This is a genomic window from Halobacillus sp. Marseille-Q1614 (genome assembly GCF_902809865.1).
Lineage (GTDB): Bacteria > Bacillota > Bacilli > Bacillales > Halobacillaceae > Halobacillus_A.
The window spans coordinates 1,272,583-1,297,358 of record NZ_CADDWH010000001.1; the positions used below are offsets into that span (position 1 = coordinate 1,272,583).

The 24,776-nt window shown below is 41.0% G+C and carries 22 protein-coding genes; 15 read left to right on the forward strand and 7 right to left on the reverse strand.

The window, feature by feature from the left end; genetic code table 11:
- Positions 1-74 precede the first annotated feature (74 nt).
- On the forward strand, positions 75-815 hold the full coding sequence (locus tag HUS26_RS06425) for an SDR family oxidoreductase (protein WP_173916366.1): 741 nt from the start codon (positions 75-77) through the stop codon (positions 813-815).
- A 32-nt stretch (positions 816-847) separates the two neighbouring features.
- Here the strand turns inward: HUS26_RS06425 and HUS26_RS06430 are convergent, their stop codons facing one another.
- Positions 848-1,123, reverse strand: a complete 276-nt coding sequence (locus HUS26_RS06430; RefSeq protein WP_173916367.1) for an acylphosphatase — start codon at positions 1,121-1,123, stop codon at positions 848-850.
- 67 nt (positions 1,124-1,190) lie between these two features.
- Between HUS26_RS06430 and HUS26_RS06435 the strand changes: the two genes are divergently transcribed.
- From HUS26_RS06435 to HUS26_RS06445, 3 genes are all read left to right on the forward strand, one after another.
- Entirely contained in the window at positions 1,191-2,165 is a 975-nt protein-coding gene (locus HUS26_RS06435; RefSeq protein WP_173916368.1) for a P1 family peptidase, read from the forward strand.
- A 5-nt stretch (positions 2,166-2,170) separates the two neighbouring features.
- A complete protein-coding gene (locus tag HUS26_RS06440) occupies positions 2,171-3,061 on the forward strand; it encodes a gamma-glutamylcyclotransferase (protein ID WP_173916369.1) in 891 nt (296 codons plus the stop codon).
- Positions 3,062-3,127: 66 nt separating this feature from the next.
- Positions 3,128-6,703: a dynamin family protein gene (locus HUS26_RS06445; RefSeq protein WP_173916370.1), complete on the forward strand. Its 3,576-nt coding sequence runs from the start codon at positions 3,128-3,130 to the stop codon at positions 6,701-6,703.
- Between the two features lie 37 nt (positions 6,704-6,740).
- Here the strand turns inward: HUS26_RS06445 and HUS26_RS06450 are convergent, their stop codons facing one another.
- Complete coding sequence (locus tag HUS26_RS06450; protein ID WP_173916371.1) at positions 6,741-7,421, reverse strand: SurA N-terminal domain-containing protein; 681 nt, start codon at positions 7,419-7,421, stop codon at positions 6,741-6,743.
- Between the two features lie 118 nt (positions 7,422-7,539).
- On the opposite strand from HUS26_RS06450, the gene HUS26_RS06455 reads away from it, so the two are divergent.
- The 9 genes from HUS26_RS06455 to HUS26_RS06495 all read left to right on the forward strand — a co-directional run bounded on the left by HUS26_RS06455 (position 7,540) and on the right by HUS26_RS06495 (position 14,801).
- Positions 7,540-8,043, forward strand: coding sequence for a superoxide dismutase family protein (locus tag HUS26_RS06455; RefSeq protein WP_173916372.1), 504 nt, complete (start codon positions 7,540-7,542; stop codon positions 8,041-8,043).
- Between the two features lie 200 nt (positions 8,044-8,243).
- Positions 8,244-8,444: a cold-shock protein gene (locus HUS26_RS06460; protein ID WP_173916373.1), complete on the forward strand. Its 201-nt coding sequence runs from the start codon at positions 8,244-8,246 to the stop codon at positions 8,442-8,444.
- A gap of 80 nt (positions 8,445-8,524) precedes the next feature.
- Positions 8,525-8,740 carry a cold-shock protein gene (locus HUS26_RS06465; protein ID WP_173916374.1) on the forward strand — a complete coding sequence of 72 codons (216 nt, stop codon included), beginning with the start codon at positions 8,525-8,527 and terminating at the stop codon, positions 8,738-8,740.
- A gap of 165 nt (positions 8,741-8,905) precedes the next feature.
- Positions 8,906-10,519, forward strand: a complete 1,614-nt coding sequence (locus tag HUS26_RS06470; protein WP_173916375.1) for an ABC-F family ATP-binding cassette domain-containing protein — start codon at positions 8,906-8,908, stop codon at positions 10,517-10,519.
- 390 nt (positions 10,520-10,909) lie between these two features.
- Complete coding sequence (locus HUS26_RS06475; protein ID WP_173916376.1) at positions 10,910-11,686, forward strand: 3D domain-containing protein; 777 nt, start codon at positions 10,910-10,912, stop codon at positions 11,684-11,686.
- Positions 11,687-11,869: 183 nt separating this feature from the next.
- Positions 11,870-12,388: a hypothetical protein gene (locus tag HUS26_RS06480; protein ID WP_173916377.1), complete on the forward strand. Its 519-nt coding sequence runs from the start codon at positions 11,870-11,872 to the stop codon at positions 12,386-12,388.
- A 123-nt stretch (positions 12,389-12,511) separates the two neighbouring features.
- The gene (locus tag HUS26_RS06485) at positions 12,512-12,892 is read left to right on the forward strand and encodes a helix-turn-helix transcriptional regulator (RefSeq protein ID WP_173916378.1); all 381 of its coding nucleotides are present in this window, start codon (positions 12,512-12,514) and stop codon (positions 12,890-12,892) included.
- 16 nt (positions 12,893-12,908) lie between these two features.
- The gene (locus HUS26_RS06490; protein ID WP_173916379.1) at positions 12,909-13,913 is read left to right on the forward strand and encodes an LLM class flavin-dependent oxidoreductase; all 1,005 of its coding nucleotides are present in this window, start codon (positions 12,909-12,911) and stop codon (positions 13,911-13,913) included.
- Between the two features lie 21 nt (positions 13,914-13,934).
- Positions 13,935-14,801, forward strand: coding sequence for a S1 RNA-binding domain-containing protein (locus HUS26_RS06495; protein ID WP_173916380.1), 867 nt, complete (start codon positions 13,935-13,937; stop codon positions 14,799-14,801).
- Positions 14,802-14,936: 135 nt separating this feature from the next.
- Here the strand turns inward: HUS26_RS06495 and HUS26_RS06500 are convergent, their stop codons facing one another.
- On the reverse strand, positions 14,937-15,485 hold the full coding sequence (locus tag HUS26_RS06500) for a YiiX/YebB-like N1pC/P60 family cysteine hydrolase (protein ID WP_173916381.1): 549 nt from the start codon (positions 15,483-15,485) through the stop codon (positions 14,937-14,939).
- 211 nt (positions 15,486-15,696) lie between these two features.
- On the opposite strand from HUS26_RS06500, the gene HUS26_RS06505 reads away from it, so the two are divergent.
- Positions 15,697-17,586: a beta-galactosidase gene (locus HUS26_RS06505; protein WP_173916382.1), complete on the forward strand. Its 1,890-nt coding sequence runs from the start codon at positions 15,697-15,699 to the stop codon at positions 17,584-17,586.
- Between the two features lie 328 nt (positions 17,587-17,914).
- Here HUS26_RS06505 and HUS26_RS06510 read toward each other — a convergent pair whose 3' ends face one another.
- The 3 genes from HUS26_RS06510 to HUS26_RS06520 form a co-directional block, all read right to left on the reverse strand.
- Positions 17,915-18,298 carry a VOC family protein gene (locus HUS26_RS06510; protein WP_173916383.1) on the reverse strand — a complete coding sequence of 128 codons (384 nt, stop codon included), beginning with the start codon at positions 18,296-18,298 and terminating at the stop codon, positions 17,915-17,917.
- Between the two features lie 260 nt (positions 18,299-18,558).
- On the reverse strand, positions 18,559-19,719 hold the full coding sequence (locus tag HUS26_RS06515; RefSeq protein WP_173916384.1) for a glycosyltransferase family 1 protein: 1,161 nt from the start codon (positions 19,717-19,719) through the stop codon (positions 18,559-18,561).
- A 13-nt stretch (positions 19,720-19,732) separates the two neighbouring features.
- A complete protein-coding gene (locus HUS26_RS06520) occupies positions 19,733-20,881 on the reverse strand; it encodes an NAD-dependent epimerase/dehydratase family protein (protein WP_173916385.1) in 1,149 nt (382 codons plus the stop codon).
- A 324-nt stretch (positions 20,882-21,205) separates the two neighbouring features.
- On the opposite strand from HUS26_RS06520, the gene HUS26_RS06525 reads away from it, so the two are divergent.
- Positions 21,206-23,167, forward strand: coding sequence for an AMP-binding protein (locus HUS26_RS06525; RefSeq protein ID WP_173916386.1), 1,962 nt, complete (start codon positions 21,206-21,208; stop codon positions 23,165-23,167).
- A 72-nt stretch (positions 23,168-23,239) separates the two neighbouring features.
- Here HUS26_RS06525 and HUS26_RS06530 read toward each other — a convergent pair whose 3' ends face one another.
- Complete coding sequence (locus HUS26_RS06530) at positions 23,240-24,766, reverse strand: acyl-CoA carboxylase subunit beta (RefSeq protein ID WP_173916387.1); 1,527 nt, start codon at positions 24,764-24,766, stop codon at positions 23,240-23,242.
- Between the last annotated feature and the right edge of the window lie 10 nt (positions 24,767-24,776).

A 24,776-nucleotide genomic window follows, 5' to 3' on the forward strand; every position in this document is an offset into this window, starting at 1 on the left:
AAGCCATTCCTAATTCAATAGGGATGGCTTTCTTTGAATATCTGCTACTTGAACGACTAAGGGAGGATATAATCATGGGAAAATTAAATGGAAAAACAGCCGTCATTACCGGAGCAAGCAGCGGAATCGGGAAAGCAGTCGCCCATCATTTAGCAGGTGAAGGAGCTCACGTAGTTTTAGCAGCGAGACGTTCAGAGCGTCTTAAAGAGCTGGCGGATGAAATCAACAGCAGCTATCAGGTGCAGGCAATAGTCGTAGAGACAGACGTGACCAAACGTGTGGATGTTGAAGCGCTTGTGAAAAAGGCAAAAGATACCTTTGGCACAGTCGACATTTATGTCAATAACGCGGGTGTTATGCTCCTCTCCTTCTTAAAAAATGACCATATTGAGGAATGGGAACAAATGGTCGATGTTAATATTAAGGGTGTCTTATACGGCATTCATGCCGCTCTTCCCATCATGCTTGAACAGAATTCAGGTCATATGATTAACGTCGCATCAGTTGCCGGTCATGAAGTATTCCCTTCAAGCACGGTGTACAGCGCCACAAAATATGCGGTTAAGGCACTCTCCATGGGAATGGAAAAAGAGCTCGCCGGCACAGGTGTTCGCGTAACCAATATTTCTCCAGGGGCGGTCGATACAGAGCTTACCGAACATATTACCGATGGAGACGTCATTGATATGTTCAAAGACCGCAATATGACACCGCTTGATTCAGAAGATATCGCCCAGGCCGTATCCTATGCTGTGACACAGCCCGAAAGCGTCAATGTTAATGAACTGATCGTAAGGCCGATGAATAAGAAATGAAAAATCACCGCAGGCACCCTGCGGTGATCCGTTTAATATTTAACGTTAAATCCTTTATACCCTTCCTCTTTTGAGAAGGTTTGTTCATCAACGTGGCGGATTTTAATAAAGGGGTTGGGTCCGGCTTTAATTTCTTGAAGAAAGGATTGAAGCTTGTCTTGAGATCCTTCCGCTTCAACGACGACCGTACCATCTTCTTTATTTTTCACCCATCCGTTTAAGTTATTTTCCTTTGCGGCAGCTTGAGCAGAAGCACGAAATCCAACGCCTTGGACCCGTCCATGAAATGTCCATTGTTTTCTAGCCATAAAAAGCACCTCCTTAAGGTCTTTACCTTTTTATAAAATAAAAGAAACCTGAAAGTGAGTGAAAAAAATGCAGGAAATTTCGATCGATCAACTGGCTGGTTTTCAGATCGGCCACGACCAGGATGAAGAAGGAGCCACAGGCTGTACCGTCATTCTGTGTAAACAAGGGGCTGTTTCAGGAGTTGACGTTCGCGGTGGAGCTCCCGGGACACGGGAAACAGATCTGTTGAAATCCGAAAATATCGTCGATCGTGTCCATGCTGTGTTTTTCGCCGGGGGAAGTGCTTATGGTCTTCAGGCGGGCGGAGGTGTAATGGAAGCATTAGAGGAAACAGAGATTGGTTTTGAAACCGAAGGCGGTCTTGTACCGATCGTGCCCGGGGCGATTCTTTATGACTTACTGACTGGAGATAATGCGGTACGTCCAGATGCCGCTATGGGAAAAAGAGCGGCTCAAGAAGCACTGAAAGGTTCCTCCACCCAGCAAGGAAATGTCGGAGCGGGAAGTGGAGCATCTGTCGGAAAATGCCTGGGAATGAATAAGGCCATGAAAGGCGGCCTCGGCCATTTTGCCTTAAATATCGGTGAATTGCAAATCGGGGCGGTCGCTGTGGTGAATAGTTTTGGCGATATAATTGATCCTGTATCAGGAGAACGACTCGCCGGGGCATTTGATAAAGAGCATAAAAAGTTTTATAAGACGGAAGAGGTCCTGCTGAAACAGATTAATCAGTCACAGACGAATCGTTTCAGCGGTAATACTTCGCTTGCTGCTGTACTAACGAATGCGAAAATGCAAAAATCGGAAGCGAATAAACTGGCATCTATTGCTCATGATGGATTTGCTGCGACGATGAGACCGTCACACACGTTTGTCGACGGTGATACAATATTTGTGATGAGCACAAATCAGGTCAGTGCGGATCTAAACAGTTTAAGCTACTTAGCAAGTCACGTGATCGAGCAGGCCGTGCTTCGTGCGGTAAGATCCGCTCGATCCTTAGGGCCGCTTTTGGCTTATCAGGATATAATGAAGGAGTGATCTTGTTGTTTTTGTTTGTCTATGGAACATTGTGTAAGAACGAACCTAATCACCATTTATTAGAAGATGCCCAGCTCGTCAGTGAACAAGCATGGGTTCACGGAAGTTTATACCGGGGGAAATCGTACTACCCGCTTCTTACTCACAGCGAAAGTGAGCTGGTCTATGGAGAATTGTATAATATTGATGAATCCACATTAAACAAAATTGATAAACTCGAAGGTTACAGTCCTTCTGACCCCTCTTCTTTATTTACCCGGGAAAAAGTAAAAGTGACCTCTGAATACTTTACTAATCAGGCTTTTACTTACTTCGCTAGTCCTCCTTTAGAAAAAGTTGAAAAAATTGAGCATGGTGACTGGAAAGTAGAGCAGCAGCTGCAAAGAGAAAAACTGTATTATTTCGCTTTTGGTTCCTGCATGGATCAAGAGAGATTTATCCAGGGGAAAGTCGATCACCATTTTCGAAACGTAGCAGGCCCGGCTGTGCTAAATGGCTACCAGCTTGCCTTTGGTATACATCTTGAGGATGGAGCAAGAGCCGACATCAGAGAGAATCAGCATGAAAAAGTCGAAGGTGTTTTATATCACATTGAAATAAACGCCCTTGATTATTTGTATATGAGAGAAGGCGTCAACAATCATCACTACCGGCCGACCGTGGTGGACGTAAAATGTAACGGAGAAATACTTCAGGTCTTAACGTTTACTGTTCTTGAGAAGAAAGAAGATATTGCTGTACCGCTGCATTATGCAAAAGAAATCTACAGAGGGGCCTCAAAGTATTTATCCTCCGCGTATGTCGACCGGATCGTCCAGACCTTTACAATCGATAACCCCGTCAAAGGTTTTTCTGCTTTCATTTCAGAGAATGACGAGAAAAAAAGATTGTTATAAACTGCAAAAAAGCAGTGATTTGCTATAATAAGGGTACGATAGGAGAGGAACTAAAGGAGAATGAGAATGGGGACATCTACTACAACCGAAGATAAACTTTTAGCAAAGTTGACTTCGCTTTATAAAGCAATGGAACATGAGTATCCAATCCAGGCAGGAAAACTGCTGGATCTTATCAATAAAAGGCTGAATCAGCGGGTGATGATTGGATTTGCGGGTCATTTCTCTGCAGGAAAATCAACGATGATCAATCACTTAATGGAAAGTGATATCCTGCCTTCCAGTCCGATTCCAACGAGTGCAAATATCGTTCATTTAAGCAGCGGTGATCCAAAAACCACTGTTTATTATAACGATACCTCTCCTGAGCAGTACGAAGGGGAAATCGACCTCGATGTGGTAAGGTCGCTTTGCCGTGACGGCGATAGTATTAAAGAGCTTGATATTTCCCGTCCGATAAAGGGGCTGCCGGAGTATGTGAGTGTATTAGATACGCCCGGTGTAGACTCGACGAATGATGCTGACCGCGTAATCACCGAGTCTTCACTGCACCTGATGGATTACCTTTATTATGTGATGGACTATAACCATGTACAGTCTGAAGTGAATCTAGGGTTCCTGCTTGAAATGCAGAAGCGGGCGACTCCTTTTTCCATCATCATTAATATGGTTGATAAGCATAATGAAGAAGAATTGACATTTGATCAGTTTAAAGACAGTGTGCGTCAATCTTTAAACATGTGGGGAATTGATCCAGAGGCCATTTTCTTTACTTCATTGGTAGATAAAAGTAATGCCAACAGCCAGTTTCACCAGCTGCAGGAAGACTTTCAAGAAAAAATGACACCTTCAGGAAAAAAGCAGGGTATTTACGGACATACGTATTCCTTGATTGAAGAAGGACTGGAAGAGTTATCTGATCAATACAGTGAGCAAAAAGATGATCTGCATGAAAACCTTAAACAAGCTTCAAAGACGATAGCAGAAGAAGAACCTCAAGGGACAGGGGCTGTTTCACTGCCTTCCGTAAAAGAAAGATTCAATGAGCGGGTCTATAACTATATTTCCAATGCTTATTTAATGCCAAGTGAAGTTCGTGAAGAAGCACGCACTTATTTAGAAGCAAAACAGCCGAACTTTAAAGTAGGCTGGCTCGGAACTAAGAAGAAAACCGAAGAAGAAAGAGAAAATAGATTTCAGCGTTTCAGCGAAGTCTTAAATGATACGCTGGAGAAAAACCTCGTATGGCCTTTAAAAGAAAGACTGAGCTCGTTTTTAGATGAGCAGAAAATCATGGATGAATCGCTGCTAAATAAGGTACAGAGATTTGCCCCTTATTATCCGAAAGAGCAGCTAGATCAACTTGTTGAATCAGGAGCCTCAGTGACGGGAGAGTATGTTTTAAGGTATACGGATCAGCTGGCGAAAGATATCCAGAAATTTTTCCGTCAAGAAATGCAGCGATTCTGGTCTGACATTGAATGTTATTTAGAAGAGGATGAGGAGGCAGATAAAGAACGGAATTCTGCTTACTATCAGGCCGTTGAAGAAAAAGAACAGCTTATAGCAGCTATCGAAGAGATCGAAGCTCACATACAACGGGAAAGAGAGCGCTTAGAAGAGGCGTTCCATCAGGGTGTTGAAGATGAAGCAGCACTCTTTCAGATTAAGGAAGTGCTCTTTAATAAAGCTGAAAGTATTCAAAATTTAAAACCGGAGGATTTAGCCCCGCGCAAGAATAAAGAGGAGCCCATGCTTTCAGAAGATTATGAAGCCGCTGCTGATGACTCACCTTCTGTTAAAACAGGGATGAAGGAACGGGCAGAACAGGCGATTGATATTTTGCAATCTGTTGAAGGGTTGGAAAGTTTACGACAGCAGTTAACCGAAAAGAAACAGCGGCTCGACCACCGTTCTTATACTATTGCTCTGTTTGGGGCATTTAGTGCAGGGAAATCATCATTTGCCAACGCGTTGTTAGGTGAATCGATTCTGCCGGTTTCTCCAAATCCAACGACGGCTACAATTAACAAAATTTCTGCTCCTACAGAAAAATACGAGCATAAGACTGTTGTTGTAAAAGTGAAGTCTGAGCAGGATTTACTCGAAGATCTGTTCCACGCTTCTGATCAGTCGCTTAAGGCAGACTCATTGGATAAAGCTTATGATCGATTAAACAGCTGGCGGGAAGAAGAAATAGATCAGCTTGAACATAAGAAACGCTCATTCATTGCCGCGTTTACGCAAGGCTATCAGAAAATGAGCGATAAGATCGATCAAGAAACAATTATCACATGGAATGAGCTGTCTTCGTTTGTCTCAGAAGAAAAGACGTCTTGTTTCATTGAATGGGTTCACATCTATTATGAATGTGAGTGGACGAATGCGGGTGTAACGTTAGTAGATACTCCGGGAGCGGATTCGGTCAATGCCCGGCACACAGATGTTTCGTTTGAGTATATAAAAGACGCGGATGCTATCTTGTTTGTCACTTATTACAACCATCCATTTTCCAAAGCGGATCAGTCGTTTTTAACACAGCTTGGCCGTGTGAAGGACTCATTTGAAATGGATAAGATGTTCTTCATTATTAATGCAGCAGATTTAGCTTCTTCGCAGGATGAACTGACGACCGTTGAAAATTATCTTCAGGACCAGCTTCAGCAGTTTCAAATAAGGAAGCCGAGAATTTTCTCATTATCAAGTCTAAATGCGCTTCGTCATCCGAAGGAGCAGGAAAAAGGCTTTATGGCATTTGAAGAAAGGTTTTCTTCCTTTTTGAAAGAAGAATTAACAGAAGTACTCCATCATTCGATGCATCAGGATATAAAAGAAGCTGTCCAAACACTTGAAGGATTCATTGAACAGGCTTCCTTAGATGAAGATCAAAAGCAAAAAGAAATCGAGCGGATTAAAGAAGAACAACGCAAAGCAGAGCAGGTTCTAAACGGGCTTGCTGCCGAGAGGAATCATCAGGCTGTTCAAAATAAAACGGAAAAGCAGCTGCATTATGTAAGTGAACGATTAATGCTGAACTATCACGACTATTATAAAAATCAGATGAATCCAGCAGTGATTAAAGGAACAAAATCAGAAGCGAAAAAGAACTTAAGAAAAGCTGCACAACACCTGCTTGAAGAAATCGAATTTGAAATGAATCAGGAAATCCGGGCGGTTTCAATTCGAATGGAAAGCTTTATTAAGGAGCGGCTGCAGCAGCAGCACGACGAGCTTGAGCTTCAAATGCAGAAGATCAGGTCGATTACCCTGTCGTACTATGAATGGGAGCGGCTGAATGCTCCGGTTGTGAATTACACGCTGCCGCTGCAAGTAGAAGATCTTTCTTCCATTCTCGCTCAGTTTAAAGGAACGAAATCATTCTTTGAACAAAATGAAAAAGAAAAGATAAAAGACCAGCTGGCCGACCGGATAAAAGGTCCGTTGATTGAAGTAGTGGAGTCGGCCAATGGGCCGTTAAATGAACATTATCAGGAGCTCCTTTCACAGGGCGTTTTAGATGCACAGCAACAATGGAAAGAAGACGTGCAGCAGTCATTTAACCGGCTGCTGTTTGGGCTGCAGCACACAGCAGATACAGAAGAAGTGCAGGCTCGACTGAATCAACTGAAAAAAATCGTATAAATAAAAAAATCCCTTGGAAACGTTCCAAGGGATTTTTTTATATTTTCACATCAACTTCGGCATCTTTTTTTAATTTCTCAATTAGCTTCTTCACTTGTTCATTTTCTTTCTGTGTCGTTAGCTGCTGTTTGATCTGGTCTTTAGATTCTTCATAGCTTGGCATCTTCTGATCCTCACCTTGCTGCTCGCTCATCGTATCATACTGCTTTTTCATTTCATCTTCTGAGACCTTAACTTCTTCTGTATTTTCTTTCAAATATTTATTAATGACTAAGCTCTGTTGCAGCTCGTCTTTTACTTTTTCTTCTGTCAGGTTGCTTTCTTCAAAAGCTTTCTTTTGAGCTTCTTCACTTTCAAACTGGGAAGTGAACTCTTCATAACGCTTATCTACTTCGTCTTCGGAAACTTCATAACCTTCTTTTTTTGCTTCCTGTTTCAATAATTCGAGCCCGACCATTTGATCAATTATACTTTTTTGGAGCTGTTCTTCCTTGCCTTTTACATCCATGCCCATTTGTTCATACTGCTTTTTAGCCCCGTCAAGCTGGGTTTCAAATTCCTTACGGGGAATTTCTTCACCATTAACGACGGCGACCGGATCGGATTCTTTCTGTTCAGTATTTTTATTATCATCTTCAGCACTTTCATTTCCTCCGCAAGCCATCAGTATGAAGGCTGCCAATACAGAAATAAAAGCTGCGAGTACTAATTTTTTCATATGTGCTTACTCTCCTTTGTTGATCTTTCATTCGGAGTGTAGCACATCGCCCAATTTAAGTAAAATTGCTGGGTCATAATTCCACATTTATTACATAAAATGAGGTAGAAAGGAGTTGATGAAAATTATGCTCCCTGTCCTTTACGGTTCGAGGAGCCCGTCTGAAATAAGAGCCTTTGTTCAATTTCACAGCAGTCCGCTTGCGCCGGACCTTAAAGGAATGATGAACTTTATTCAAATGCCCTATGGTGTGGAAGTAATCGTTCAATTAGAAGGGCTCCCTGAATTTGAAAAGAAACCGGACGGCACTCAGGTCGGCCCGCACGGATTTCATATTCACGAAAAAGGAGTATGTGAAGTTGGAGATGGGGAAAAACCTTTTGAGACAGCAGGCGGCCACTGGAATCCGGATGAGCAGCCGCATGGGAATCATACAGGAGACTTTCCAGTTATTTTTTCCAATAGCGGCAGAGCGAGAATGATCTTTTTTACGGATCGATTTGAAGTAAAAGATATTTTAGGAAAATCAGTAATTATCCATCAGAGTCCAGATGACTTTAAATCACAGCCGAGCGGCAGCGCCGGGCTTCGTATGGCCTGTGGTGTGATTGAGCAGGGGTAGATTCTCCCTGGCGCCAGCTTGACTTCACCGGTGAAGTAATGTATAGTTATACGTGTATATAAATAGTAAGCCAGAGCATAACTCAAAATCATGTATTATAAAGAGTTATCAGCAGCGATTGGTACTTTTTATAATATGTGATTTTTTCATGGGACATGGAACACATATTAATTTTTAGAAACATTGGAGGACCCATTTTTATGAAAACTGGTACAGTAAAATGGTTTAACGCTGAAAAAGGATTTGGATTTATCGAAGTTGAAGGCGGAGACGATGTGTTCGTACACTTCAGCGCTATTCAAGAAGAAGGATTCAAATCTCTAGAAGAAGGTCAAGCTGTAGAATTCGAAATTACAGAAGGCGACCGCGGACCTCAAGCTGCTAATGTAACCAAACTATAAGGTAATAAAAGAGACTGGCTTTACGATAGTCAGTCTCTTTTACATATTACATTTCATGTCCAAAGGAGGTTTCGATACGTATGGCATTCGGTAAGAAGAACCAAGCGGAAATAATTGAAGAAGAAACAAAAATTTGGGTATGTACATCTGATGACTGTAAATGTTGGATGCGTGACAACTTTAAGTCTGATGAACAGCCAACATGTCCTCTATGTAAGAGTGAAATGGAGGCAACTTCCAAAGTAATTCAAGTCGTTACAAATAACAGCTTATATTATAATGAGAAAGAGAAATAAATTTACAAATAAAAACCATATATAATAAAGTAAAATCGACTTCCGATCCTATAGAAGTCGATTTTTTTGTCTATGATGAAAGGGAGTAATAGAAAACCCTATTCTGCGACCTCAATGAATGATATAATTTGAATGTTATACACTTAGGTACGGGAGGTTTATTGAATGTTAAATGTAACTAATGTAAGTCTTCGTTACGGTGATCAGAAACTGTTTGAAGACGTAAATATAAAATTTACCCCAGGAAACTGTTATGGCCTTATCGGTGCGAATGGCGCCGGGAAGTCTACATTTCTTAAAATTTTGAGCGGAGAAATTGAACCTCAGACAGGTGACGTTTCTTTAAAGAATGACCAGAGACTCGCTGTATTAAAGCAGAACCACTTCGAGTACGATGAATACCCTGTGCTGCAAACAGTTATTATGGGACACAGCCGTTTATATGAAGTCATGCAGGAAAAAGATGCGATTTATATGAAAGGCGATTTCACGGAAGAAGACGGCATGAGAGCTGCTGAACTTGAAGGCGAGTTTGCTGAAATGAATGGCTGGGAAGCTGATTCGGAAGCTGCCCGTCTATTAACAGGTCTTGGCATCTCAGAGGATCTTCACGATAAAAAGATGCAGGAGCTGTCAGGTTCTGAAAAAGTGAAAGTGCTATTAGCTCAGGCACTCTTTGGAAATCCCGATGTGCTTCTGCTGGATGAGCCGACCAACCACCTTGATATCAATGCGATTCAGTGGCTTGAGGACTTTTTAATTGATTTTGAGAACACCGTAATCGTTGTGTCTCACGATCGTCACTTCCTTAATAACGTATGTACCCACATTGCAGATTTAGACTTTGGAAAAATTCAAATCTATGTCGGCAACTACGATTTCTGGTATGAATCAAGTCAGTTAGCGCAGAGAATGGCGGAAGAGCAGAACAAAAAGAAAGAAGAAAAAATTAAAGATCTAAAAGAGTTTGTGGCGCGATTTAGTGCTAATGCTTCTAAATCAAAACAGGCAACATCCCGTAAGAAGCTACTCGAGAAAATTACGCTCGATGATATTCAGCCGTCTTCCCGTAAATATCCGTATATCGCATTTAAAGCTGACCGCGAAATCGGAAATGATTTACTGACAGTCAAAAACCTCAGCAAAACCGTTGACGGGGTAAAGGTTTTAAACAATGTAAGCTTTACGTTAAATAAGGATGATAAAGTCGCTCTTGTTGGAAGTAATGAAGTAGCCAAGACGACTTTATTCCAAATCTTAATGGGTGAAATCGAACCTGATGAAGGAACGTATAAGTGGGGAATTACGACTTCTCAAAGCTACTTCCCTAAAGATAACTCTAAGTTCTTTGAGCGCGATGACATTAACTTAGTAGAGTGGCTTCGTCAATATTCTCCTGAAGATGAAACAGAAACATTCTTACGCGGTTTCCTAGGAAGAATGCTGTTCTCAGGAGAAGAAGCCTTAAAGAAATCCAACGTATTATCCGGTGGAGAGAAAGTCCGCTGCATGCTTTCTAAAATGATGCTCTCCGGGGCAAACGTTCTGCTGCTGGATGAGCCGACCAACCACTTGGATCTTGAGTCTATTACGTCCTTGAACAAAGGATTAATTAAGTTTAAAGGATCGATTATCTTTGCTTCTCATGACCATGAGTTTATTCAAACCATTGCTAATCGCATTATTGAATTAACACCGCAAGGGATAATTGATAAAGAGATGACCTATGATGAATATCTTAAGGATCCAGAAGTGAAAAGGCAGTTAGCAAGTTTATAAATAAAAAGAGAGCTGATTATTTAATCAGCTCTCTTTTTATTTGTTGTTTAACAAGGTTTTAAGATGGAAAGCGAGTAAATGACCTTCCTTTTTATAAAACCAACATAATAATTTACGAAGATTTATATTAAAACCAAATTTACATTTTTAATAAATTCCTAATGAATTATATAATTTTTAAATTGTTATACGCCAAATAAAGTTAAAATCAGGTATAAAATTGGAGATCTATGGTAACATAGGCCTAATTTGTAAACTCAGTGAAATTTAAGCGTCATAGTTGAAATCTAACTGTTAGCTGTTTGTTCTTAAAATTTATTGAGAATCTGTTAGTCTTGTAATTGTGGTTAAAACAAACACTTTCAATTTTAGAGGAGGACTCGACTCAATATGAAAAAAACAGCTTTCTCATTAGCAGCAACAGCAGCATTAACTGGAGCGTTCGCAACAAGCGTAAGCGCTGATGAATATACAGTAAACAAAGGTGACACTCTTTGGGGCATTTCTCAAGAAAATAATACTTCCGTAGACAAACTAAAAGAACTAAATAATTTAGATTCTGACTTGATTCTAATCGATCAACAGCTAAAGCTTTCTGGTGAAGCATCCGCTCAACAAGCAGAAACTTATGAAGTTAAAAAAGGTGACACTCTTTATGGTATTGGTAAAGAGCACAACGCTTCTGTGGACGAGCTTATGAGCTGGAACGGTCTATCAAGTTCACTTATTCACCCAGGCGACAAACTTTCTGTTTCCGGTGAAGCCGTTCCGTCGGAAGAACCGGCAGAAGCTCCGGCTGAGGAAACAACTGAAGAAGCCCCAGCGGAAGAAACTAATACTGAAGAAACTTCAAATGATACTAGCAATGATGTAATTAAAGAATTTACGGCAGAAGCAACTGCTTATACAGCAAGCTGCACAGGATGTACTGGAGTAACAGCTACTGGAATTGACCTGAATAAGAACCCTGATCAAAAAGTTGTAGCTGTAGACCCGGATGTTATTCCATTAGGTTCTAAAGTATACGTTGAAGGCTATGGAACAGCGATCGCTGGAGATACTGGCGGAGCTATCGATGGAAACAGAATCGATCTTTATATGCCTAATCGCGAAGACGCATTAGACTTCGGCCGTCAAGACGTTACTATCCAAGTACTTGCTGAATAGTAAAAAATTCAGTTTAATAAAAAGCCTGCTATTGCCCCCACAATAGTGGGCTTTTTTTATTCCCATTATATAGACGAATTACTAATTCATTTGGTTTCAGATCATTTACATATAAACTGCTTTCGTAAATACAGGAAGATTGGTAGACTATTAAAGTGTCTATTTTTCTTAAAGAGGTGGCGTATGAACAAAATTGCGATCATTGGTTCAGCCGGTTCAGGGAAATCTACATTAGCCAGGCAGCTTGGAAAAATTCTCGATATTGAAGTCGTTCATATGGATCGTTTATTTTGGAATCCTGGTTGGTTACAGTCTACCCAGGAAGAGCTTAGGGTTAAACAGGAATTTTATTTAAAAAAGGATCAATGGATCATCGAAGGCAACTACAGCAAGGTATGGAATGAGAGACTTGCTTTAGCAGATACTATTATTATGATCGATCTCAATCGCTATCTTTGCCTGTACCGCGTGGTCAAACGCTGGCTGCACAACTATGGTCGAACGAGAGAGGATATCGGCGAAGGCTGTGTAGAAAAGCTTGATAAAGAATTTGTCCAGTTTGTCTGGCAATTTCCTAAAAAGAAGAGAAGCAAGCTGATAAGCGCTCAGCTTCAGCACTGTTCTCACGCTCAAATCATCATTTTGCCCAGCCGGAAATCCGCAGAAAAGTATTTGAATAAATTACACTCACTTAAAACTTAGTAGTATCTCCGAATACTATAAAAATCAAAAAATAAAATTAAAACCGAACAAATGTGCTTATTATTAGACAAACCCTCTGGTTTTTATTGTAAAATAGAAGAAAAGCCAGAGGGAGAGGATACGATGTCTCATAAAAATAATCCGAAGAAGTTTGCTTTAAATATGAGTGCCGCTCAATTTACAAAGTTTTATATTATGCATTTGCTGCAGGTAAGTGAACCACTAATCAGCGAGCATTTTAAAGCCGAGTTTAAAAAGCTTACAACAAACTGGATCCCTGCACCCTCAACACTTCTTGATACACTGCATGATATGACTGAAGAAGGGTTACTCTATCGAAAAGAAGACTTTAAATCCCATGAAAAAAGAAGACAAAAAGTGTATTGGTATTATTTAACAGATAAAGGGAAAGAAGAATTCGACGTACTTAAGAAAAAATACAAGATTTTGTTTGAAGAACAGCTGGCGATATTAAATCAGATTATGAAAGACGTTTATAAATAAGAGAGGGTCTGTTTCCATGAGATTAAGTGTACTTGATCAAAGCCCGATTTCAAAAGGAGAGACTGCCCAAAAAGCATTAGAAAACACACTAGAGCTTGCCCAGATTACAGAAAAACTTGGCTATCACCGCTACTGGGTGGCTGAACACCATAATACAAACGGGTTAGCAAGCAGTTCCCCCGAATTATTAGTCGGCAGAGTAGCTTCTGTAACAAAAAATATCAGAGTGGGCTCAGGCGGAGTGCTTCTGCCTCATTACAGTCCATTAAAAGTCGCCGAAAATTTTAAAATGCTTGAAGCTATGTTTCCCGGTCGAATTGACTTAGGGCTAGGCCGTTCCCCGGGCGGCGGCAAGAAGACGCGTGCCGCATTAACTGATGGGTATAATAAGCCTTTAAGCTCTTTCTCGCGTCAGGTAAAAGAAGTGAGACAGTTTTTAACGGGAAGTATCCCTAAGGAGCATGAGTATTTTGGCGTCTCTGCTAAACCGGATACACCTTCTAATCCACAAATGTGGACGTTAGGACTGACAGAAAGAGGAGCCCGCCATGCGGCCGTAAACGGCACAGGCTTTACTTTTGGTCATTTTATTAATCCAGAACATGCCGACGAGACACTGGCCGTCTACCGCGAGAAGTTTAAGGCCTCAGATCATCTAAAAGAACCTGCTGTCAACGCCTGTATTTTTGTCGTGTGCGGTGAAACGGATGAAGAAGCAGAAGAACTGGCGCAGAGTCAGGATATGTGGCTCCTTCAGGTAGTCAAAGGGCTGGATACACGAGTTCCTTCTATTGAAGATGTTAAAGAACACAGTTTTTCTCTAAAAGAAAGTGAGCAAATAGAGAAGAACAGAAAAAGGTGCTTGATAGGAAGTCCTTCTACTGTTTATAAGCAGTTAATAGAGCTGGAAGAAAGATATGAGAGCGATGAATTTTTAATCATCACCAATATCTTTTCTTTTAAGGACAAGCTTAGATCCTATCAGTTGCTCGCTGACTATGTAAAAGAGCAGGAAAGTTAATATCAAGAAAGTTGGAGAGCAATGAATAATAATCTAACAGGTACCATTCAAAAGGTAAAAGTAATTAAGAAAAAGTCTGACGGCTACATCGTTACAGATGGAGAACATGAAATCCTTCTTCCAAATGACCAGGCAGAGGAAGAATCATTTGAACAGGATCAGATGATCGAAGTGTTTATCTACGAAAATAGAGATAAGCAAGTAGTGGCGACTACCGTCATTCCGGAAGCCACTATGGAATCTTATGGGTGGGCAGAAGTGGAAGAAGTCGTTCCTCACCTCGGGGCTTTTGTAAATATCGGTCTGGATAAAGCTTTTCTCGTTTCAGTAGATCACCTGCCTAAACTGAAAAGAGTCTGGCCTAAAGAAGGGGACAGCCTGTTTGTAAGTCTTGAAAAAGACAAAAAGGGTAGAATATTTGCAGAGCCAATCACAGAAGGGGAAATTCAGGAAGATATCATTGCTGCGCCTGAGTCTCTATTGCGTACAGAAGTCGCAGCGCGTGTGTACCGCTCAACGAAAGCAGGGTCCTTTGTGCTAACAGGAGAAGGGTATAGAGGGTTTATTCACCCCCATGAGAGAACAGAAGAACCTAGGCTCGGCGAACAGGTAGATGGAAGAGTAATTGACGTAAAAGAAGATGGAACAATCAATATCTCATTAAGACCACTGAAACAGGAGGTAATGGATGAAGATGCGGAGTTAATTTACAACTACCTTGTAGAAAACGACGGCGTCATGAACTTAACAGATAAAAGTGATCCAGATGAGATCAGAGAAACTTTCCAGATTAGCAAATCTGCATTTAAACGGGCTATTGGAAAACTGCTAAAAGAAAGAAAAATTATTCAGGCAGACGGCCAGACGAAGATCAATCATGAAGAATAAAGATTCTGACTTAAAACTTAGTAGTAACTCCGAAACCCAAAATAAAAAAACATTACTAAAAAGTTAAAAGTACCAGATGGTCATAATATAAACATAAATAAAAAGTTCGCCTTTGTTATAAAAAGGGCGGACTTTTTATATTAGTCTGTTTAAATGCCGTCTGTCTTTTAAAAGCTGAGGATGGATTGCCCGGCTTGCTTTAGGCAGACGACCGAGATTAATTCCGGATCCATAATAGTAAGCCTGCCACACAATTTTAGTACAATATTGCTCCTGGTTGATTACTTGTAAGGGAGTAAATACGCGATAACGACTATTTCTCTGTTCCTCTAAAATGGATTCAACATACTCAGCTGCTTTTGCGCCGGCTTCAGAATTTTTGGCACTATACACAGATATGGAACGAAACTTTTCAAAATAGTGAGGTATCGGGTCATTTACTAGGCCGGAGGGGATCGAATGAACAACCTCCTGTTGAAAAGTAACGATTCCGACATGCCCGACATATTTTGATTCGCTTTTGCCAATTGGAGAAAATAACAAATCGCCAGGAGAAATAGGAACCTTCGAATGAGGATAAACGTTACGCTCAACTCCATGTGTAGGTGCAAGTACTTTTTTGGGCCGCATTAAAAAGGTGATTAATCCAGCAACTACAGCAGATATAAAGGCGGATCTTCTCATAGCACACTCATCCTTTTTGAACTTAGTGTTTCCATTCTATATGGAGGGGAGTTCTTATACAAGTAATTGAATGGCTGAGAAAACTTATAAAAAAGGGTTTCCTTGATGAAGTCTTTATGGTAGGTTAGTTACAAATTAGTTAATTAAATTTATTAAGTTTTGAAAGCGTTTAAGCATTGAAAATTTTTAAGATGAATTGGAGGTCTGCAGCATGCCTTATCTTGGTGTTGATTATTATCCTGAGCATTGGCCGAAAGAAATGATGGAAGAAGATATACAAGGAATAAAAGAACTCGGAGAAAATATTGTCCGTATCGGTGAATTCGCCTGGCACTTAATGGAGAAAAAAGAAGGGCAGTTTGATTTTTCATTTTTTGATGGGGTCATTCAGTCTTTGAAAAATAAGGGGGTAGATATTATGTTTGGAACCCCGACTGCAACGTTTCCAGCCTGGCTCGCCAGTACATATCCTTCGATACTATCCGAAGACGAATACGGCCATAAAAGAGCTTTTGGCGGCCGCAGGCAATATTGTTTTAATTCAGAGATCTACCGAAAATACAGTGCCCGAATCACAGAAGAATTAGTTAAGCATTACAGCAGCGAAAACTCTATAATTGCCTGGCAGGTAGATAATGAATTTGGCCATGAAGGCAGCGATCTTTGCTACTGCAGTAACTGCCATAATAAATTTCAGATTTATCTATCTAAAAAATACGAAGATATCGATCATTTAAATGAAAGCTGGGGAACGATTTTCTGGGGGCAGAATTATAATGACTTTTCGGAAATTCCTATCCCGACACCGACGATTACCACACATAATCCAAGCTTGAAATTAGACTGGGCCAGATTCAGGTCAGCTTCACTTAACAGTTTTGCTCATGAAATGACATCAATTGTAAAGAAACATAAAGGTGCAGAGCAGCAAGTGACGACAAATGTCTCTGGCGGCTTTTTTAATAAATGGTTTGATCATGCGGAAAACGTGAAGCCGATGGATTTTGTCTCCTACGATAATTATCCGGTCTGGGGCGGCCTGGAAGAACCGATTCCACCAGCAGAAATTGCGATGACGCTTGATTTTAACCGCGGTCTGTTAGATAAGAACTTCTGGATTGTAGAAGAGTTGATGGGAGCGCAGGGGCATGATGTGATCGGTTATCTCCCTAGGCCTAATCAGGCAAAAATGTGGTCCTATCAGGCCTTCGCCCATGGCTGTACGGATATGCTGTACTTCAGATGGAGAGGAATGACAAAAGGGGCAGAACAGTTTTGTTTTGGTGTGGTGGACCACGACAATCAATATGGAAGAAAATATAAAGAGGTACAGTCACTTTTTCATGAGATGAAAGACTATGAAGAGGTTCTGCAGGCTCCTATAGAAGCTGAAATAGCTGTCATTTACGATTATGATAATGTATGGTCGTGGCGCTCACAGCAGCAGAGCAAAGACTTTGAATTTAAAGATGAGCTTATGCGTCTCTACCGGCCGTTTTACGACTTAAATACACCAATTGATGTCATTCCTTATGATCGGGAACTATCAGCTTACAAAGTAGTTGTTGTGCCTGTTATGCAGATCATTGACGAGCAGCTTGCCGAAAAACTTGAAAATTTCACGAAGAATGGCGGAACAATCGTTTTTTCTTTTAGGGCGGGTTTAAAAGATAAAAATAACAATATTCCTTTTAAGGAGCCACTTCCAGGACCTGTGCGTATTTTAACAGGAATTCATGTTCAGGAGGTAGAAGCATTATCAGCTTGGAGAGATTTAATCACCGCTGAGACAGCTGAAGTATTATTTGAATACAGTGACGAATTTTACAGCCAATATGCAGCCGTAACGAGGAATTTATTTGGTAACGGAAAAGTTTATTATATTGGCGGCGGACTCGAAGATCAGGCAATGAATATGATTGCTAAAGAGATCACCGTCCAGCAGGAAGTCTCGATTACAGAAACTGAGGAATGCGTTGAGGTTTATAAACGTTATACAGACCAGGATGAATATTCCTTTATAATGAATCACAGTGATCAAGTTAAAATTTTTGAAGGACATTCATTACAGCCGTATGAGAGTAAAATTATTAAACATTAAAGAGGTAGAGGGCATAAAACAGCCCTCTATTTTACTTTTTGTTTTCTAGTTAACATAATATATATTATAGGAAGTTAGTTAAGAAAGATTAATTTTGTCTCATAATACAAGTATACTCTAGATATTGAGACGAAATTAAAAATTAGCTGTTATTGTGTTTTGCATGAATTATTGTTATTCTTTGTTTCTCATGTTTTTTAACTTCCCAGCCATTTTTTTCTAACCTGGATGTTTTCTCTTACTGGGACTTTTGCCGTTTTATAAATAGTTTTTTTATATTAAGTTGGAGTTGCTACTAAGTTTCAAGATCTATTACACTTTTTGACTGCTAGTCATTCTTTTCCATAACTGCGAAATAGTTATTTTCATGATCTGCAAAGTTAAATACTGTGCCAGACGGCATATTTACTATTTCACCAACTGTTATGTCTTCGCTGGATAGTTTGTTACGTAACTCCTCAAGGTTTTTGGTGAAAAACATTAACGAAGGTGTTCCTAGATTTAATTCCGGATCCATTTTAGCCACTAATTCTTTATTGTGAAGTATTATACTTGTTTCTGATTCCTTTGCTGGTGCTATTTCAATCCATCGCATTCCTTGACCGTTATTTTCATCAGAAATTACGCAGAAACCCAATTTTTCTGTCCAAAATTTCACTGCTTTATCCTGATCGTCTACATACAGCATAATTTGACCAACTTTATTAATCATTAGTTCGCCTCCCTAATTGTTTAATGTTCTTAAGTATTTTTCTACACTCATTGCAAATTATCCTTTAACTTTTCCAAACAAAATACGGATGGTTTGAATTTACCGTAACGTTCTCCAGCACATTAGTATTCACTGCCCTGCTGACATCTTCTATTTGTTATTAAAAATGGTATGTTTTTAAATAATGTTCGGAGTTACTACTAAGTACTAAGTAAAAATTAAAATCCATTAAAAATGCAAAACTAAAGCCACAGATTGAATTACTCTGTGGCTTTAAGTCTGGATTTAGCTGATTTAGATGAACTTTCCTGATAAATCTTTAGAGTCTGGTAATAAAACTCTAGAATTTGCTCAGAAGGCTTCTGCCAGCTGAATTTTTCTGCTTCAATTCTGGCATTATAACAAAGCTTTTCGTACAATTCTTTGTTTTCCAGCCGGTTAATGGCTGAAATCATGCTGTCTGTATTTTCATTTTCAAACAGCAGCCCTGTCTTTCCATCTTCCACCTGTTCCATTGTTGGTCCACTTTTTGCTGCAATTACGGGTAACCCTGACGCCATAGCCTCAAGGATCACCAGTCCTAATGTTTCAGTAATGGACGGGAAAATAAGAGCATCTGATGAAGCAAATGCCTGTGCTAACTCTTCACCGTGCAATAATCCGGTAAATGTCGTTTTCGTTCCGGCAAATGATTTCTCCAGTGACTCCTTTTCAGGTCCATCCCCTACAATAGCAAGAGAAAGGTCCTCCCTTTGCTCAAGAAGCGGCTTAATCTTATCAATCTCTTTTTCAGCTGCAAGCCTTCCTACAAACACTAACAGCTTGTTATTTGGTTCTCCGCCTGATAAACGTTCACGCATTTTTTCACTGCGATGGCGCGGATGGTAATGGTCAATCGCTACGCCGCGGTCCCAGACGTGAACATTATGAAATTTCTTTGCATTTAATTCTTTCTGGGTAGCCTTGGATGTACACAGGTTAAGATGAGCGTAATTGTGCAGTTTCCTGAAATACCACCAGCAAGCAGGTATAAGTGGATATAATTTGTAGTACTCAAAATATTTAGGAACATGGGTATGATAGGAAGCAATGAGCGGGTACCCCATTTTATCCGCATAATATACACCGGATACTCCGACAATGGCCGGGTTAACTACATGCACCAGATCAGGATCATGTTTCTCAAGCAGCGTTTTCACCTTTTTCTGCGGCAGAGAAAACTGTTTATACCGGTAAAAAGGCATAGTAGTAGCTTTTACACCTTCAACAATCGCACCTTCATATTCAGTTACACCCAGGTCCGGAGCAATAACTACCACTTCATGGTCCTGCTGCCTGAGATATCTGATGGCTTCTTTTAATCTAGTTACTACTCCGTCTGTTGATGGTAGGAATGTTTCGGTAATGATGGCGATTTTCAAGGCGTAAAACTCCTTATTTCCAAGTAATAGATGGCAATACGTTTTCCTTAATGATTCGGTCTTTATTTTCAACAGCTACATTTAAGATATCACGGATAACATCATCTGTTAACAAATGAGGCTCTAAACCGAGATCCCGAAGCTTCGTGTTTTTCGCATGATAGTAATGATCTTCGTTTTCAATACGAGGGTTCTCAATCTTCTGAACCTCAGTATTAAATCCTTCTTCTTTCGCGATCTTCTGTACACGCTCCGCTAATTCGTTCACTGTAAACCATTCAGTAAACTGGTTAAATACACGGAATTCTCCGCGGTCAGCCGGATTCTCTGCTGCAATTTCCACACAGCGTACCGTATCTTCAATGTTTAAGAAGGCTCTTGTCTGTCCGCCGGAACCGTACACAGTAATATCATGACCGATGGCCGCCTGGTTGATGAAACGGTTTAATGCTGTTCCAAAGACACCATCGTAATCCACGCGGTTATACAACACAGGATCGAGCTGAGTATCTTCTGTATGTAACCCATAAACGATCCCCTGGTTTAAATCAGTGGCACGGATGCCCCAGATCTTACAAGCGAACATAATATTATGGCTGTCATGTACTTTTGATAAATGATAGAAGGATCCTGGCTGTTTCGGATATGGAAGTGTATCTTTACGGCCATTGTGTTCAATCTCGATGTAACCTTCTTCAATATCAATGTTTGGTGTACCATACTCTCCCATTGTACCCAATTTAATCAGGTGACAGTCCGGAGCCATTTCCTTAATAGCATACAATACATTCAGGTTACCAATTACATTATTAGACTGAGTATATACAGCATGCTCTCTATCAATCATTGAATATGGAGCTGAACGCTGCTCAGCGAAGTGTACAAACGCTTCAGGTTCTGTCTGGCGGAACACTTCACGCAAAAAGTCGTAATGATTTAAATCTCCAATAAAAGTTTTTATCTCTTTTCCAGTAATCTCTTTCCATTTAGCTACTCTTTCTTCTAAAGAAGCAATTGGTGTTACTGAATTCGAGCGTAACTCATCGTCAATTTTTCTTCTCGCTAAGTTATCAACGATCGTTACTTCATGACCCTGCTTTGATAAGTGCAGTGCGGTTGGCCATCCGCAAAAACCGTCTCCCCCTGCTACTATAATTCTCATAGTCTACCTCCTAGTTACATGTAAGCATTTTTACTACATAGTTAGAATAACATTATTTTTTCTCTCTCAGGTAATCATAAGCAAGAGAAGCCCTCTAGCTTGCTCTTACGATTTTGACTTTACCATTAACAGAAAAGAAACTCAATAATGAAGTGATTTCAAAAATACCCTTAACTTATATACCCCGACTTTCATAGAATTAGGCTTGTTTCCGATAATTTTCTTTCTTCCTTCCTATTTATCATTCATTCAGCTCTTAAATTCCGTTATACTATAATTAGCATTATTTTGAATATTTTAAAAGTCGCTAAGGAGGAAGTTAGAATGAGTACATATGAGACTGCCTGGACACCAGCTGACGAATTGAAAGAGAGCACTAGACTCTATCAGTGGATGAAAGTGCACGGATATGATAATTATGATGAATTTCATAAAAAATCAATTGAAGATATCGAGTGGCTTTGGGAAGAAGCTTGCTCTGTTTTAGGAATTGAATGGTATAAACCTTATGAAGAAGTAGTTGATCTCTCAAAAGGCCCCCTCTACCCTAAATGGTTCAGCGGCGCTGAGATGAATGTCGTTCATAATGCTCTCGATAAGTGGGCTGAAAAAGAGTCAACTAAGGAGAAAATCGCCTTATTATGGGAAGGTGACAATGGTGATAAAACCTCCTACACGTTTAAAAGCCTGCAGGAAAAAGTAAACGCTTTCTCGAATGGCTTAGAAGATTTAGGAGTTTCTAAAGGAGATATCGTGACTTTATTTATGCCGATGCTTCCCGAAACGCTAATTTCAATGCTTGCGATTGCTAAAGTTGGCGCCGTTGCCTGCCCTACTTTTTCAGGCTATAAGGCCGAGGCAATCTCCACTCGTCTCAATGCTTCAAGATCAAAAATTCTTATAACTGCCAATGGCTTTTATCGGCGCGGCAAAACCGTCCCTATGAAACAGGAAGCTGATATGGCTGCCGATCGCAGTGAACATTTACAGCATGTAATCGTCGTCGACCGAACAGGTTCCGCCGACCAGTGGAACCCGCAGAGAGATATTGCGTTTGAAGAGCTTTTAAACAACTCCTCTGTTTATGAAACAAAGCGTACAAAAGCAGATGATCCTTGTATGCTCATTTACACGTCAGGAACGACAGGAAAACCAAAAGGCGTCCTTCATTCTCATGCAGGTTTTCCAATTAAAGCAGCATTTGATGCCGGCATCTGTATGGATGTCTGCCAGGAAGATACACTGTTCTGGTATACCGATATGGGCTGGATGATGGGTCCTTTCCTCGTATACGGCGGACTTTTAAATGGAGCATCCATCGTAATGTTTGAAGGAACTCCGGACTACCCTAACCCGGACCGTTTATGGCAGATGGTTGATGAATATAACGTGACACATATCGGTATTTCCCCGACACTTGTACGTTCGATGATGAAGCACGGAAAAGACTGGATCAAAAAGCATGACTTATCTTCATTGAAAGTTATCGGCTCCACGGGAGAACCTTGGAACCCTGAACCTTGGAACTGGCTTTTCAAAAATGTCGGCAAATCCAAAGTTCCGATTTTTAACTATTCTGGAGGAACCGAGATCTCCGGCGGTATCTTTGGCAATGTGCTCGTTAAACCGATTCAGCCGGTAACATTTAATGCCGTGCTGCCAGGTATGGATGCTGATGTTTTTGATGAAAATGGAGAATCTTTACGGAATGAGGTCGGCGAACTAGTCATTAAACAGCCCTGGGTAGGAATGACAAATGGCTTCTTTGAAGACAATGAGAGGTATGAAGCTGCTTACTGGTCCCGTTTTGAGAATACATGGGTCCACGGAGACTGGGTGATTGCTGATGATGACGGGTACTATACGATTACAGGGCGTTCTGATGACGTTTTAAACGTGGCCGGAAAACGTTTGGGACCTGCTGAAGTAGAATCGGTCCTCGTAGGTCATGAATCCGTTGTTGAAGCCGGGGTAATCGGAGTTCCCCACAGCATTAAAGGAGAAGAACCCGTCGCTTTTGCCGTACTAAACTCAAAAGATCAAAACAGAGAAGAAGTGATCGATGAAATTCGTGAATTCTTAGCTCAAAAGTTAGGAAAAGCATTGGCGCCTAAGCGGATTTTTGCAGTGTCGGATCTGCCTAAAACAAGAAATGCCAAGGTCATGCGCCGGGCGATCAAGTCTGCCTTTTTAAATGAACCGGCTGGTGATTTAAGTGCCCTGGAAAACCCGGAAACAGTAGAAGAAATCCGATCCATCGGCGAATCACAGACCATGCAGAAATAAACATTAAAAAGCCGCTACACTAACGTGGAGCGGCTTTTAGATTTTATTGCATCCATGCTAGGGCTTTCTTATTTATACAGGATAAACGCCATGCTTTCTTTCTGTGAAGGTGACGTTTTTAGATTGATAGGCTTCAAAGCGCTGCATCAGCTGGCCGCGCAGCTGATCAGGCTGTACGACATCATCGATCACCATTTCTGAAGCTAACCGGTAAAGATCGATATTCTCTTTATACTCTTCCTGTTTCTGTTTGATAAATGCCGGACGCTCAGATTCCTCAAGGGCGGAAATTTTGTTGGCATACACGGCATTAACCGCAGCTTCCGGTCCCATCACGGCGATTTGTGCCGTTGGCAAAGCTAAGCAGGCATCTGGTTCAAACGCCGGCCCTGCCATCGCATAAAGGCCCGCTCCGTATGCTTTACGAACGATAACAGAAATTTTAGGCACTGTCGCTTCACTCATCGCAGAAAGCATTTTTGCTCCGTGCCTGATAATGCCTGCACGCTCTACTTTCGTCCCGATCATAAATCCTGGGATATCCACAAGAAAGAGCAGCGCAATGTTAAACGCGTCACACAGCTGCATAAACTTTGCCGCTTTATCCGCTGAATCCGGGAATAAAACGCCGCCTTTAGCCCGTGGTTGATTAGCAATTATGCCAACCACACGCCCATCGATCCGAGAGAGGCCAGTAATTAACTCTGGTGCAAACTTCTTCTTTATCTCACAGAAACTGCCCTCATCGATCAGCCGGTCGATTAATTGATACATATCAAACGGAGCGTTCTGATTTTTTGGTATCAGCTCGGAAATATCTTTTTCAAAAGAAGCTGGAAGTTTCGTTTCTTCCCTGTGAGGAAGATGACGATAATTCGAAGGGAAATAACTCAAATACTTACGGGCGAACTCAATCGCTTCGTTTTCATCTGCCGCAAGGACGTCACCACACCCTGAAACAGAGCAGTGCATGGAGGCGCCTCCCATTTCCTCTAAGCTTACTTTCTCACCAATGACCTTTTCTGCCATTCGCGGTGATCCTAAATACATCGAGGCATTGCCGTCGACCATGACTACGATATCGCAGAAAGCCGGAATATAGGCACCACCCGCTGCTGAAGGGCCAAACAGTAAACAAACCTGAGGCACCCGGCCGGATAATTTAATCTGGTTATGGAAAATCCGTCCCGCTCCCCGGCGGTTTGGAAACATTTCGACTTGATCTGTAATCCGCGCACCCGCTGAATCAACGAGGTACAGCATCGGCAGTTCGAGCTTCATCGCCGTTTCCTGAATCCGTATGATTTTTTCTACTGTTCTTGCTCCCCATGAACCTGCTTTAACCGTAGAATCATTAGCCATGACACATACTTGCTCACCGTTGATTTTTCCAATGCCGGTGACGACCCCATCGGCCGGAAGTGATCCGTCCACGTTATTTGCAAAAAACGCATCCTCAATATTTAAATCATCATCAAATAAAAGCTTTAATCTCTCACGAACAAACATCTTGCCTTTCTGCCGGTTGCTTTCATGATATTTTTCAGCACCGCCTGAAGCTATTTTCTCTTTCATTGTCTGCAGCGTATCGTCTAGCATAGTTTCCCTC

Excerpts from the sequence above, each read along its gene's own strand:
- HUS26_RS06425 (WP_173916366.1), top strand. The coding sequence starts at position 75 with ATGGGAAAATTAAATGGAAAAACAGCCGTCATTACCGGAGCAAGCAGC.
- HUS26_RS06430 (WP_173916367.1), bottom strand. The coding sequence starts at position 1,123 with ATGGCTAGAAAACAATGGACATTTCATGGACGGGTCCAAGGCGTTGGA.
- HUS26_RS06435 (WP_173916368.1), top strand. The coding sequence starts at position 1,191 with ATGCAGGAAATTTCGATCGATCAACTGGCTGGTTTTCAGATCGGCCAC.
- HUS26_RS06445 (WP_173916370.1), top strand. The coding sequence starts at position 3,128 with ATGGGGACATCTACTACAACCGAAGATAAACTTTTAGCAAAGTTGACT.
- HUS26_RS06450 (WP_173916371.1), bottom strand. The coding sequence starts at position 7,421 with ATGAAAAAATTAGTACTCGCAGCTTTTATTTCTGTATTGGCAGCCTTC.
- HUS26_RS06455 (WP_173916372.1), top strand. The coding sequence starts at position 7,540 with ATGAAAATTATGCTCCCTGTCCTTTACGGTTCGAGGAGCCCGTCTGAA.
- HUS26_RS06460 (WP_173916373.1), top strand. The coding sequence starts at position 8,244 with ATGAAAACTGGTACAGTAAAATGGTTTAACGCTGAAAAAGGATTTGGA.
- HUS26_RS06465 (WP_173916374.1), top strand. The coding sequence starts at position 8,525 with ATGGCATTCGGTAAGAAGAACCAAGCGGAAATAATTGAAGAAGAAACA.
- HUS26_RS06470 (WP_173916375.1), top strand. The coding sequence starts at position 8,906 with ATGTTAAATGTAACTAATGTAAGTCTTCGTTACGGTGATCAGAAACTG.
- HUS26_RS06475 (WP_173916376.1), top strand. The coding sequence starts at position 10,910 with ATGAAAAAAACAGCTTTCTCATTAGCAGCAACAGCAGCATTAACTGGA.
- HUS26_RS06480 (WP_173916377.1), top strand. The coding sequence starts at position 11,870 with ATGAACAAAATTGCGATCATTGGTTCAGCCGGTTCAGGGAAATCTACA.
- HUS26_RS06485 (WP_173916378.1), top strand. The coding sequence starts at position 12,512 with ATGTCTCATAAAAATAATCCGAAGAAGTTTGCTTTAAATATGAGTGCC.
- HUS26_RS06490 (WP_173916379.1), top strand. The coding sequence starts at position 12,909 with ATGAGATTAAGTGTACTTGATCAAAGCCCGATTTCAAAAGGAGAGACT.
- HUS26_RS06495 (WP_173916380.1), top strand. The coding sequence starts at position 13,935 with ATGAATAATAATCTAACAGGTACCATTCAAAAGGTAAAAGTAATTAAG.
- HUS26_RS06500 (WP_173916381.1), bottom strand. The coding sequence starts at position 15,485 with ATGAGAAGATCCGCCTTTATATCTGCTGTAGTTGCTGGATTAATCACC.
- HUS26_RS06505 (WP_173916382.1), top strand. The coding sequence starts at position 15,697 with ATGCCTTATCTTGGTGTTGATTATTATCCTGAGCATTGGCCGAAAGAA.
- HUS26_RS06510 (WP_173916383.1), bottom strand. The coding sequence starts at position 18,298 with ATGATTAATAAAGTTGGTCAAATTATGCTGTATGTAGACGATCAGGAT.
- HUS26_RS06520 (WP_173916385.1), bottom strand. The coding sequence starts at position 20,881 with ATGAGAATTATAGTAGCAGGGGGAGACGGTTTTTGCGGATGGCCAACC.
- HUS26_RS06525 (WP_173916386.1), top strand. The coding sequence starts at position 21,206 with ATGAGTACATATGAGACTGCCTGGACACCAGCTGACGAATTGAAAGAG.
- HUS26_RS06530 (WP_173916387.1), bottom strand. The coding sequence starts at position 24,766 with ATGCTAGACGATACGCTGCAGACAATGAAAGAGAAAATAGCTTCAGGC.